Source organism: Velazquezella soli (genome assembly GCF_977018685.1).
In genome coordinates this window covers 3,044,797-3,056,183 of the sequence record NZ_CDRNXF010000004.1, presented here as the reverse complement: position 1 = coordinate 3,056,183, position 11,387 = coordinate 3,044,797, and the positions used below count along the sequence as shown (strand labels likewise).

At 60.7% G+C, this 11,387-nt stretch carries 10 protein-coding genes; 6 read left to right on the top strand and 4 right to left on the bottom strand.

The genetic code is table 11. The annotated features are described in order from the left end of the window. The first annotated feature begins 20 nt into the window (after positions 1-20). The gene (locus tag AC0JZ8_RS18540; RefSeq protein WP_113109658.1) at positions 21-293 is read left to right on the top strand and encodes a YlcI/YnfO family protein; all 273 of its coding nucleotides are present in this window, start codon (positions 21-23) and stop codon (positions 291-293) included. Next, complete coding sequence (locus AC0JZ8_RS18535; protein WP_471893152.1) at positions 290-589, top strand: type II toxin-antitoxin system RelE/ParE family toxin; 300 nt, start codon at positions 290-292, stop codon at positions 587-589. Before AC0JZ8_RS18540 ends, AC0JZ8_RS18535 begins: the two co-directional genes overlap by 4 nt. Positions 590-601: 12 nt before the next feature. On the opposite strand, the gene betA is transcribed toward AC0JZ8_RS18535, so the two are convergent. The 3 genes from betA to betC all read right to left on the bottom strand — a co-directional run bounded on the left by betA (position 602) and on the right by betC (position 5,421). Further along, positions 602-2,254: a choline dehydrogenase gene (gene betA / locus AC0JZ8_RS18530; RefSeq protein WP_471893151.1), complete on the bottom strand. Its 1,653-nt coding sequence runs from the start codon at positions 2,252-2,254 to the stop codon at positions 602-604. Positions 2,255-2,416: 162 nt separating this feature from the next. Continuing rightward, a complete protein-coding gene (gene betB, locus AC0JZ8_RS18525; protein ID WP_471893150.1) occupies positions 2,417-3,880 on the bottom strand; it encodes a betaine-aldehyde dehydrogenase in 1,464 nt (487 codons plus the stop codon). Positions 3,881-3,903: 23 nt separating this feature from the next. Then, positions 3,904-5,421, bottom strand: coding sequence for a choline-sulfatase (gene betC, locus AC0JZ8_RS18520; protein ID WP_471893149.1), 1,518 nt, complete (start codon positions 5,419-5,421; stop codon positions 3,904-3,906). Positions 5,422-5,780: 359 nt separating this feature from the next. On the opposite strand from betC, the gene AC0JZ8_RS18515 reads away from it, so the two are divergent. From AC0JZ8_RS18515 to AC0JZ8_RS18505, 3 genes are all read left to right on the top strand, one after another. After that, positions 5,781-7,586, top strand: coding sequence for a GGDEF domain-containing protein (locus AC0JZ8_RS18515; protein WP_471893148.1), 1,806 nt, complete (start codon positions 5,781-5,783; stop codon positions 7,584-7,586). A 103-nt stretch (positions 7,587-7,689) separates the two neighbouring features. Then, positions 7,690-8,691 (top strand): NAD(P)H-quinone oxidoreductase, encoded by a 1,002-nt coding sequence (locus AC0JZ8_RS18510; RefSeq protein ID WP_471893147.1) that lies wholly within the window; start codon positions 7,690-7,692, stop codon positions 8,689-8,691. Between the two features lie 583 nt (positions 8,692-9,274). Further along, positions 9,275-9,421, top strand: coding sequence for a DUF1127 domain-containing protein (locus AC0JZ8_RS18505; RefSeq protein ID WP_471893146.1), 147 nt, complete (start codon positions 9,275-9,277; stop codon positions 9,419-9,421). A 104-nt stretch (positions 9,422-9,525) separates the two neighbouring features. On the opposite strand, the gene AC0JZ8_RS18500 is transcribed toward AC0JZ8_RS18505, so the two are convergent. Next, positions 9,526-10,263, bottom strand: a complete 738-nt coding sequence (locus AC0JZ8_RS18500) for a DUF3750 domain-containing protein (protein WP_113112188.1) — start codon at positions 10,261-10,263, stop codon at positions 9,526-9,528. 101 nt (positions 10,264-10,364) lie between these two features. Here AC0JZ8_RS18500 and AC0JZ8_RS18495 point away from each other — a divergent pair, with 101 nt between their 5' ends. After that, positions 10,365-11,372 (top strand): asparaginase, encoded by a 1,008-nt coding sequence (locus tag AC0JZ8_RS18495; RefSeq protein WP_471893145.1) that lies wholly within the window; start codon positions 10,365-10,367, stop codon positions 11,370-11,372. Positions 11,373-11,387: the final 15 nt, after the last annotated feature.

Genomic DNA, 11,387 nt, shown 5'->3' with positions numbered 1-11,387 from the left:
CAACGCATGAGGTGATGCTAATGAAAACCGCAACCATCCCGTCGCTGCGCGTTGATCCCGAACTCCGCGCGGCTGCCGAAAGCGTGCTGAAGGAAGGTGAAACGCTATCCGCATTTGTCGAGGACTCTCTGAAGAAACAGATCGACTACCGAAAGACCCAGGCGGAGTTTATCGCCAGGGGGCTGGCAGCGCGCGAAGAAGGCAAAAGAACCGGCTTCTACTATACGTCTGACGATGTGCTTGGTCTGATGAAAAGACAGCTTGAAGGGGCGCGCTCTGCGAAAGCAAAATGAGCCATACGCTCCGTTACTCTAGGCAGTTTTTTGAAGACCTGGAAAGGCATCACGGCTATCTGGCAAGGATCGATCTGCGATTGGCAGAGCGTGCCTACGAGGCTATGGCCAAGGCAATCCGAGTACTTGAGGATTTTCCGTTTGTTGGACGAAGGGTAATTGAGGGTGATGCCCTCGCGCGTGAACTTCTGGTCCCTTTCGGGTCCTCAGGCTACGTCATTTTGTATGACATAGAGGACGATCAAACCGTCACCGTTCTCGCCATCCGCCACCAGCGCGAGGACGACTACCACTGACACCGCACGACCTTAGCGGTCGCTCATCGTCGCTCTCGGATTGACCCAGGGCTCCTGATTGCTGCGGGGCAGGGGCTGCTTGCCGAGAATATGATCCGCGGCCTTCTCGCCGGTCATGATCGATGGGCCGTTGAGATTGCCATAGGTGACATGCGGGAAGATCGAACTGTCCGCCACCCGCAGCCCCTCGACGCCGATCACCCGGCATTCCGGATCGACCACGGCCATGGGGTCATCGGCCCGGCCCATCCGGCAGGTGCCGCAGGGGTGATAGGCGCTTTCCAGATGCTCGCGCAGGAAGGCATCGATCTCCTCGTCGCTCTCAACCTGTTCGCCCGGCTGGATCTCCGGCCCGCGATAATCGTCGAACGCCTTTTGGCTGAAGATCTCGCGCGTCAACCGCACGCAGTGGCGGAACTTGATCCAGTCTTCCTCGTGGCTCATGTAGTTGAAGCGGATGACAGGATCGTCCTTCGGATCGGACGAGCGCAGCGTCACCGCGCCGCGCGATTTCGACAGGTTGTAGCCCACATGCACCTGGAACCCGTGGCTCTTCGCCGCCGCCTTGCCGTCGTATGAAATCGCAACAGGCAGAAAATGATACTGGATATCCGGCTGCTTCAGTCCCGGTTCCGAGCGGAGGAACGCGCAGGCCTCGAACTGGTTGGAGGCGCCCAGGCCACCCTTGGTCATCAGCCACTGGGCACCCGCCACGCCCTGCCAGAACCAGGGCAGCCAGGAATAGAGCGAGACAGGCTTGGTGGAGATCTGCTGGAAGTAGAACTCCATGTGATCCTGCAGGTTGGCACCGACGCCCGGCCGGTCGGCCACGACCTCGATCTCCATCTCCCTCAGATGCGCCGCCGGCCCGATGCCAGACAGCATCAAGAGTTTCGGCGAGTTGAACGACGAGGCGGCAATGATCACCTCGCGGTTTGCCTTGACCACTTCCGGCACGCCCCGCCGCAGAACTTCGACGCCGATCGCACGGCCGTTCTCGATCACGACCTTCTGCGCGAGGCCATAGACGACTTCGACATTCTTCCGCTTCATCGCCGGCCGCAGATAGGCGTTGGCGGCGGACCAGCGGCGACCGTCATGGATCGTCTGCTCCATCAGCCCGAAGCCTTCCTGCTTCGAGCCGTTGTAATCGTCGGTGGTCTCGAAACCGGCCTCCGCACCCGCCCGGATAAAGGCGTGGAACAGCGGATTGGTCATCGGCCCGCGCTGCACATGCATCGGCCCGTCCGTGCCGCGCCATCCCGCTTCGCCACCGTGGGCCGTTTCCATCCGCTTGAAATAGGGCAGCACATCCGCATAAGACCAGCCGGTCGCGCCGAGATCCTCCCAGCGGTTGTAGTCTTCCGCGTGGCCGCGCACATAAACGAGACCATTGATCGAGGACGAACCGCCCAGCACCTTGCCCCGCGGCGCGGTGATCCGTCGGTTGCCGAGGTTCGGTTCGGGCTCCGAATAATATCCCCAGTTGTAGCGCTTCATGCTCATCGGCCACGCCAGCGCCGCCGGCATCTGGATAAACGGCCCATAATCCGTGCCCCCAGCCTCGATCACGATGACAGAATGCTTCCCGTCCTCGGACAGCCGATAGGCCATGGCCGAACCCGCCGAACCCGAGCCGATGATGACGAAATCTGCACTTTTCATATCCGAGCTCTCATCTTGAGCAGAAGCCCATGGCGATACTTACCCTCCCTTTGAGGGGGAGGGTCGGCGCATTGCGCCGGGGTGGGGTTAATTGGGTGGGGTAGAAAGATCACCCCCACCCGCAGCTTTGCTGCGATCTCCCCCTCAAGGGGGAGGTGAAGTTCAATACGGCGCCTCGACCTTGCCCATTCCCACATAGACCGTCTTCAGTTCCGAATAGTGCTCCAGCGCCGCGAGCGAGTTTTCGCGGCCGAAGCCGGATTGCTTTGACCCGCCGAAGGGGATTTCCACCGGGCAGAGATTGTAGGTGTTGATCCACAGCGTGCCGGCTTCGAGAAGATCCACGACGCGATGGCCGCGTGTCAGATCAGCGGTAAAGACCCCAGCGGACAAGCCGAATTCGGTGGCGTTGGCGCGCGCGATCACCTCTTCCTCGTTATCGAAGTCGAGCACGCACATGACGGGTCCGAAGATCTCTTCACGGGCGATGGTCATGTCGTCGGTGACATCGGCAAACACCGTCGGCTGAATATAATAGCCTTCGCCGGAGACATTGTTGGGAATGCCGCCGCCGGTGATGAGCGTTGCCCCTTCCGACTTGCCCTTTTCGATATAGGACATCACCTTCTGGCGCTGATCGTAGGAGACCATCGGGCCGACCTGGGTTGCCTCGTCCATCGGGTCGCCGATCACCATCTTTTCGGTGCGTGCCTTCAGCCGCGACAGGAATTCTTCACGGATTGCCTTCTGCACGAACACGCGGGTGCCGTTGGAGCAGACCTGTCCGGTCGAATAGAAATTGCCGAGCATCGCCCCGCCGATGGCACTGTCGATATCGGCATCGTCGAACACGATCAGCGGTGACTTGCCGCCGAGTTCCATCGTCACATGCTTGAGATTGCCGGCAGCGCTCGCTGCCACCTTGCGGCCTGTCGGCACCGACCCGGTCAGCGAAACCTTGGCAACGTCAGGATGTTCGACCAGAAGCGGCCCGGTCGTGCGGTCGCCCTGGATAACGTTGAAGAGGCCCTTGGGCAGGCCGGCCTCGATCAGGATCTCGGCGATCTTGAGCGCGCCGAGCGGCGTGTTTTCGGACGGCTTGAACACCATCGCATTGCCGGCGGCGAGCGCCGGTGCGCCCTTCCAGCAGGCGATCTGCTGCGGATAGTTCCAGGCGCCGATGCCGACGCAGACGCCGAGTGGCACCCGCTTCGTATAGGCAAAATCGCCGCCGAGCGGAATATACTGGCCGTTCATGCCGGCTGCGATCACACCGCCGAAGAATTCGAAACTGTCGGCGCCCGATGTCGGGTCGGCGACGATCGTCTCCTGAATCGGCTTGCCGGTATCGAGCGTTTCCAGCTCGGAAAGCTCGCGGTTGCGGGTCCGCATGATCTCGGCTCCGCGCTTCAGGATCCGGCCGCGTGCGGTCGGGCTCATTGCCGCCCATTCCGGCTGGGCGCGCTTGGCGGCCGCAATCGCCTTTTCAACGATCGCAGGCGTTGCCGCATGCAGCCTTGCGATCACTTCGCCCGTCGCTGGGTAAAGGCTTTCGATGACGCTGCCGTCGGTATCCTCGACATATTCGCCGTCGATGAAATGGCTGGCGACTGGTTGTGCTTTCATGGGTCTTCTCCGTTCCTTGGCGCCTATTCCCCGCGAGGATAGCGCTTGGACTCTTCCAGATTGTCGAGGTTCATGTGGTTGCGCATGTAGCGCTCCGAGGCTTTCTGCAAGGGCTGGTGGTCCCAGGGGTAATAGGCACCGTTGCGCAGCGCTTCATAGACCACCCAGCGCCGCGCCTGGCTTTCGCGCACGGCCGCGTCGAATTTCGCCATGTCCCACTTTTGCGCCCGCTTGGCGCGAAACCCGTCCATGACAGCGGCATGCGCCGGGTCATGCGCCAGATTTGTGAGCTCGTTCGGATCGGCGTCGAGATCGTAGAGCTGTTCGGGATCGAGCTCGCAGTGAACGTATTTCCACTTGCCCTCGCGAATGCCCACCAGCGGCGCATGCGAGGCTTCGGCGGCATATTCCATCAGCACCGGCGCGGTGCGGGTGCCGCCATCGATCACCGGCTTCAGGCTTTCGCCGTCGGTCCAGGGCATGATCTCGTCCATCGAGATGCCGGCAAGATCGCAAAGCGTCGGCGTGATGTCGAGATTGGAAACCGGCGCGGAGTTTAGCGACGGCGTGATCTGAGGACCGGCGATCATCAGCGGCACTCTCGACGACCCCTCGAAGAAGTTCATCTTGAACCACAATCCGCGCTCGCCTAGCATGTCGCCATGGTCGGAGCAGAACAGGATGAACGTGTTGTCGAGCATCCGCGTACGCGTCAGCGTGTCGACCAGCTCACCGACCTTTTCGTCGATATAGGAAATGTTGGCGAAATAGCCTTGACGGGCCCGCCGCACATGCTCGTCGGTGATCTCGAAAGCCGGATAGTCGCAGGACTTGAGGATGCGGGCCGAATGCGGATCCTGCTCTGCGAGCATGCCGATCTCGGGCATCAGGTGCTCGCAGTCGTTATAGAGATCCCAGAACTTCCGGCGTGCCACGTAAGGGTCGTGCGGATGCGTGAACGACACCGTCAAAGCCCAGGGCCGGCGGTCCGCATCGTCGTTGTCGCGGCTGAGATGGTAGAGCTTCTGGTTGGCGAGGAAGGCAACCTCGTCGTCATATTCCATCTGGTTGGAAATCTCGGCAACGCCGGCACCAGTGACCGATCCCATGTTGTGATACCACCAGTCGATCCGCTCGCCCGGCTTGCGGTAGTCCGGCGTCCAGCCGAAATCGGCCGGGTAGATGTCGGTGGTCAGCCGTTCCTCGAACCCGTGCATCTGGTCCGGCCCGACGAAATGCATCTTGCCCGACAGCGCCGTGTAATAGCCGGCGCGGCGCAGGTGATGCGCATAGGTCGGGATTGAGGAGACATATTCGGCGGCATTGTCATAGACCCCGGTTCTGCTCGGCAGCTGCCCCGCCATGAACGAGGCGCGGGCCGGCGCGCAAAGGGGAGACGAGGTGTAGTTGTTCTGGAAGCGGGCCGAGCGTGCGGCCAGCGCCTTCAGATGCGGCACATGCAGCCAGTCCGCCGGCCCATCCGGAAACAGCGTGCCGTTCATCTGGTCGACCATGATGATGAGAATGTTCGGACGGGACATGACCGGGCTACTTTTCTTGGAGATGAGGAAGACCGCCAGAATGAGTTATTTTCGATTGGCTGCGCAATCAAGCAGGGATTGCGAACAGCGCTGTCTCAAAAGCGCAAGGCCGGGGACTGTGGGGTAAATCCCTGTGGAAGCTTAAACTTGGCTCGTGGCGTTGACGCGGGACCGCAACTGCCCAAGCCAGACGATGTAATATTTACAACTCATTGTATTAGAAACATAAATTACTGTCATGGAAGTTTCATCGAACTGTCATTTGCGGGAAAGGTATTTTTGACCAATGGAGGCAAAGGTGGCGCCCGTGAATAAGGCGCCGGGCGGATCTCGCCCACGCAGTAAATGGGGTGAATTGCATGTCGTCTGCGGCCGTTCTGGAACCGGGCGTTTTCCGTCGCTATGCCAGCGATCAGCTTTTGCCTCTGGCCAAGCTCGTCATCGAGAACGCCTTCCAGCCGATCGTGGAGGTCGCCACCGGGTCCGTGTTCGGCTATGAATCGCTGCTGCGCGGCCATGACCGTCTCGGCTTTGCCTCGCCGCTCGAACTGATCGACCAGGCCCATGACGGCGGCCAGCTTCTGGCGCTCGAACAGATGGTCGCCCACCGGGCCCTTGCCAAATTCGCTGGCCTTCCGGATTTCTCCAGCCAGACGCTGTTTCTCAATCTCGATGTCCGGATGATCCGCGACGGCCAGCTTTTCCTCGAAAAGATCGTCCAGCATCTGCGCCAGGAAGGCGTCGCGCCGTCCTCGGTCTGCTTCGAGCTGTCCGAGCGGTTCGACAACACCTCGGTGCCGGAATTTGCCGAGTTGATGAGCGAGATGCGCAAGGCAGGCTTCAAGCTGGCGATTGACGATTTCGGCGTCGGCCATGGTGAGATGAAGCTGCTCTGCGACTACCCGGTCGACTACCTGAAGATCGACCGGCACTTCATTTCGGATATCGATGTCAATCCGCGCAAACGGCATCTCGTCAAGAACATCGTCAACATTGCCCATGTGCTCGGCATCCGCGTGATTGCCGAAGGCATCGAGACCGAGGCCGAATTTCTGGCCTGCCGTGAATACGGCGTCGATCTGGTACAGGGCTATTTCATCGCAAGACCCACCAGCTTCGTCACGGAGTTGCAGCCGGCCTATCCGCATCTGGCCGCAATCGGTCTGTCGCGCCGATCCAGCCAGTCGCTCGACGAAATCCTCATCCGCAAGCAGATCGAAAAGCTGCCGACGGTGTTCGAGAACGAAAGCATCGACAGTGTCTTTGAACTGTTTCGCCGCAATCCGCGCCAGGCATTCTTTCCGGTGCTGAACGCCAATGGCGAACCGCGCGGCGTCATCAACGAATATCACCTCAAGGAATTCATCTATCAGCCCTTCGGCCGCGATCTCCTGAAGAACAAGGTCTACGAGCGCACCATCGCCCATTTCGTCGAGCGCGCCCCGATCATCGGGCTGGATGCCGAAGCGGAAGAGCTGATGAGCCTGTTTGCCAACATGGAAAACAGCGCCTGCGTCATCCTCACCGAAAACATGCGCTATGCGGGCGTCGTCTCGGCGGCATCGCTGATCAAGGTGGTCAACGAAAAGCAGCTGAAGATCGCCCAGGACCAGAACCCGCTGACGGGTCTTCCCGGCAACCGGGCCATCCGCGACTTCATGTACCAGGCCGGCCGCGATGACGACGAGCAGCGCTTCTTCTGCTACTGCGACTTCGACAATTTCAAGCCGTTCAACGATCATTACGGCTTCCAGATGGGCGACCACGCCATTTCGCTGTTTGCGGCGCTGATGAAGCGCTACTTCTTCTCCGACGAACATTTTCTCGGCCATGTCGGCGGCGACGATTTCTTTATCGGCATCCGCGATTGGAGCCGCGACGAACTGGAGGAAATCCTCGAGCGCCTGCTGTCGGATTTCCACGATGACGCCGTCGCGCTCTATTCGGAAGAGGAGAGGGCGGCAGGCCGGATCCGTGGCCATGATCGCACCGGCGTGGAGCGCGATTTCCCATTGCTGCGCTGCTCGATCGGCGTCGTGCATCTGCCGCAGGGCCTGATCCTCGACGATATCGCCCGCATCGGAACGGAGATCGCAACGGTCAAGGTGGCCGCCAAGGAAAGCGACCGCGGCCTCGTTTTTGCAAGCTACGGCGACGTCAGATAGCAGGCCGGACCGGCGCAAACGGGCGCATCGTTTCCCGGGCCTGCCTTTCCAACAAGGGGGCACTGTCCTAAGTCAGTCGTCAGATACTGACAGGAGTAGACCCATGTCCATGCCGTCCCAGATGCGTTTCGTCGACCTGCCGTCCTTCGGCGCGCCCGATGTAATGACCCATGCCACCGGCCCGTGCCCGTCGGCCCGACCAGGCGAAATTCTGATCAAGGTGGAGGCCGCCGGCGTCAACCGACCCGATGTCGCCCAGCGCCAGGGCAACTACCCCGCGCCGAAGGATGCAAGCCCGATCCTTGGCCTCGAAGTCGCGGGTGAAGTGGTGGCGCTCGGCGAGGGCGTGACCGAATTTGCAATCGGCGACAAGGTCTGCGGCCTGTCGAACGGCGGCGGATATGCGGAATATTGCGTCGTGCCGGCAGGCCAGGCGCTGCCATGGCCGAAAGGCTATGATGCGGTGAAGGCCGCAGCCGTGCCGGAAACTTTTTTCACCGTCTGGGCCAACCTCTTCCAGATGGCGGGCCTGACCGAAGGCGAGAGCGTGCTGATCCATGGCGGCTCGAGTGGCATCGGCACGACCGCGATCCAGCTCGCCAAGGCATTCGGCGCGACGGCCTATGCGACTGTCGGCTCCAAGGAGAAATGCGAGGCCTGCGAAAAGCTGGGTGCGACCAAGGCGATCAATTACAAGACCGAAGACTTTGCCGAGGTGATCAAGGCCGAGACCGACGGCAAGGGCGTCGATGTGGTGCTCGACATGATCGGCGCATCCTACTTCGAAAAGAACCTGTCGGTCCTTGCCAAGGACGGCTGCCTGTCGATCATCGCGTTTCTCGGCGGCAACATGGCGGAAAAGGTCAATCTGTCGCCGATCATGGTCAAGCGCCTGACGGTGACCGGATCGACCATGCGGCCCCGCACCGCTGACGAAAAGCGGGCGATCCGCGACGAACTGCTGAGCGAGGTCTGGCCGCTTCTCGAAGCCGGCAAGGTCTCACCCGTCATCCATTCCGTGGTGCCGTTTGACGACGTGGTCGAGGCGCACCGGCTGATGGAAACCAGCAGCCATATCGGCAAGATCGTGATGAAGCTGGGGTGAGGAAACGTGGGGGCAGGGGTGGCCTTGGGCATCGCCCGGAAGGCACCCCGCCGCCGGCTGCGCGAATAGTTGTCGAACCGCCGCCGATCCGCAACTCAATAATATCTTCGATTGTTTACATAACTTGCCTTGCAAGCGCCGCAGATCGCACCTACCTTCTGATCATCATCAACGTAATGAAAGGAAGGTGGTCCAATGTCTAATGAGATTTCGGTCTGTGTAGCGGGCAATGGAAAGTTGTTGGTCTTGACGGGGCAGCCCTCGGCCTGAATGACATCTTCCTTCGGACTGCATGATTGCAGCCCGGGTTCGTTCAACCGGACCAAACTCATGGAAGGGCCGCTCAAGCGGCCCTTTTCCATGTCTGCCGGTCGCAAATTTCGATGGTCTTCCATCCTGCCTGGCAATGATGACCAATTCCCTGACATCGACCCTAGAAAGACATGCATGGCGCGCATGGGTGGCCTGACGCTTCAGTGCTTCTGCTTCATCCTTGGGCAGCGTATAAAGAGGTCATCGAAGCAAGAGAAAGCGCCAGCATCTGGCAGCTGAAGCTTCGAAAGCCTCAGGAAAGGGGATCATCATGAACGTAGCACGCACCATCAACAACTGGCGCAAGTATCGTCATACGGTCACCGAACTGGACCGTATGACCTCGCGCGAACTCCACGACCTCGGTATCGACCGTAGCGATATCCGTCGCGTCGCACGCACTGCCGTCGGCTTCTGATCGGTTTCTGATCGTATAATCCGAATGTTTGCAAACGCTCGCAAATCTGCGGGCGTTTTGCGTTTCATGCATGGCTCCCATGCATCGCGGCACTGGTCTCTCGGCTAGATGCCGATCCGTCCGAGCGCCGGTACCTTGATGCCCGGCCGGGCGAGATCGAGGCCCGCGACGAGACCGAGGAAATGGACCTCGATGCCGCTCCGCACACCCACCGAAAAGCCTAACAGTCCGCGCAGCGTCACATGCAGGTCGCGGCTGTCCTCGTCCAGATGCACGAATTCCCCATCCGGCAGATAGTCGCGGCCCACCGCATGCGGCGGAAGCACCGCGCCGATCTCCGGCACGGTGCGCAGCACATAGGCCACGAACGTATTGGAATTCGGCCCCGGCCAGATCGTGTAGCCGCCGGGCTCGGCATAGGGGTAGGCGGCAATCGCGCCCTCGATCTTGGGGATCAGCAGTTCCGCCTTCGATCCGGTCACCGATGCCACCAGCTGCGGCGGGTTGGAATACCAGAAGGCATCCGGATCACGGTGGTTGCGGCGGATCGGGTTGCCCCAGCCCACCTTGTCATAGCGGGTATAGGTGGCCGCACCCTTTGCCTTGGTAACGATCCAGGCATGGCTTGCCACCGAACCTTTCAGCCCGCCCGTCATCGCCGAGAAAATATAGATCGCCGCATCGTTGCTTTCGTTCGCCTTGGGCAGGATGCCGGCCGACGACCAGCGCGCGGCGCTCCAGCCGGACGGGTGTTCGCGCATCGCCCAAAGGCCGGCGGAAGCGAAGGTGGGAAGAAGGTAGACGACGAAGATAAGGAGCAGCAATCGCTTTACCGATTTCATAAACATTCCCGTGCAACAAATCGCCGAAACGGCTATCAACGCCGCCGAAATGGCGTTTAAGCCGAATGAGCAATAGAAGCCGGCAAATTCAGGACTGACCGATGCAAAATCCCGTGACCGTTGAAGTGACCCGCGGCTCTCTCGTCGAAAGCCGCCATCGCGGCCTCGGCGTCGTCGTGGATGGCGAAGGCAAGACGCTGTTTTCCTTCGGTGATGCCGAAGCCGGCGTGTTTCCGCGGTCCTCCTGCAAGGCCATGCAGGCGCTGCCGCTTATCGAAAGCGGTGCAGCCGATGCCTACGGGTTCGGAGCTAAGGAACTGGCGTTTTCCTGCGCCTCTCATTCCGGCGAGGACTCGCATGTGGCAATGGCCGCCTCGATGCTGGCCAAGGCTGGCAAGAGTGTCGACGACATGGAATGCGGCGCCCACTGGGCATCCGAACAGGCCTCGCTCATCCACCAGGCCCGCACCATCGAATATCCGACGGCCCTGCATAACAACTGCTCCGGAAAACATTCCGGCTTCGTCTGCACCTGCGTCCATTCCGGCACGCAGCTGAAGGGCTATGTCGACTACGATCATCCGCTGCAGAAGGAAATCCGCGACGTGATGGGTAGCCTCACGGGCGCGGTTCTCGCCGAAGACAATTGCGGCATCGACGGTTGCTCGATCCCGACCTATGCCGTGCCGCTCAAGGGCCTTGCCCATGGCTTTGCGAAAATGCTGACCGGCAGCGGCCTTTCCAATGAACGCGCCAGGGCTTCGCGCCGCCTCATCGATGCCTGCATGGCCGAGCCCTTCTACGTCGCCGGCACCGGGCGCGCCTGCACGAAGCTGATGGAAGTGGCGCCGGGCAAGATCTTTGCCAAGACCGGTGCCGAAGGCGTCTTCGTGGCCGCACTCCCGGATCACGGCATTGCCATGGCGGTCAAATGCGAGGACGGTACGACCCGCGCCGCCGAAGCCATGATCTTCGCTCTGATCGCCCGCTATTTCGAAAAGGGCGGTGAAACGGAAGCCAAGCTGATGGCGATGGCCAACCGCACGATGAAGAACTGGAACGGCCTCACCGTCGGCGAAGTCCGCGTCACCGACGCGCTGTTTGCCTGATACCAAGATAAGGAC

Excerpts from the sequence above, each read along its gene's own strand:
- AC0JZ8_RS18540 (WP_113109658.1), top strand. The coding sequence starts at position 21 with ATGAAAACCGCAACCATCCCGTCGCTGCGCGTTGATCCCGAACTCCGC.
- AC0JZ8_RS18535 (WP_471893152.1), top strand. The coding sequence starts at position 290 with ATGAGCCATACGCTCCGTTACTCTAGGCAGTTTTTTGAAGACCTGGAA.
- betA (WP_471893151.1), bottom strand. The coding sequence starts at position 2,254 with ATGAAAAGTGCAGATTTCGTCATCATCGGCTCGGGTTCGGCGGGTTCG.
- betB (WP_471893150.1), bottom strand. The coding sequence starts at position 3,880 with ATGAAAGCACAACCAGTCGCCAGCCATTTCATCGACGGCGAATATGTC.
- betC (WP_471893149.1), bottom strand. The coding sequence starts at position 5,421 with ATGTCCCGTCCGAACATTCTCATCATCATGGTCGACCAGATGAACGGC.
- AC0JZ8_RS18515 (WP_471893148.1), top strand. The coding sequence starts at position 5,781 with ATGTCGTCTGCGGCCGTTCTGGAACCGGGCGTTTTCCGTCGCTATGCC.
- AC0JZ8_RS18510 (WP_471893147.1), top strand. The coding sequence starts at position 7,690 with ATGTCCATGCCGTCCCAGATGCGTTTCGTCGACCTGCCGTCCTTCGGC.
- AC0JZ8_RS18505 (WP_471893146.1), top strand. The coding sequence starts at position 9,275 with ATGAACGTAGCACGCACCATCAACAACTGGCGCAAGTATCGTCATACG.
- AC0JZ8_RS18500 (WP_113112188.1), bottom strand. The coding sequence starts at position 10,263 with ATGAAATCGGTAAAGCGATTGCTGCTCCTTATCTTCGTCGTCTACCTT.
- AC0JZ8_RS18495 (WP_471893145.1), top strand. The coding sequence starts at position 10,365 with ATGCAAAATCCCGTGACCGTTGAAGTGACCCGCGGCTCTCTCGTCGAA.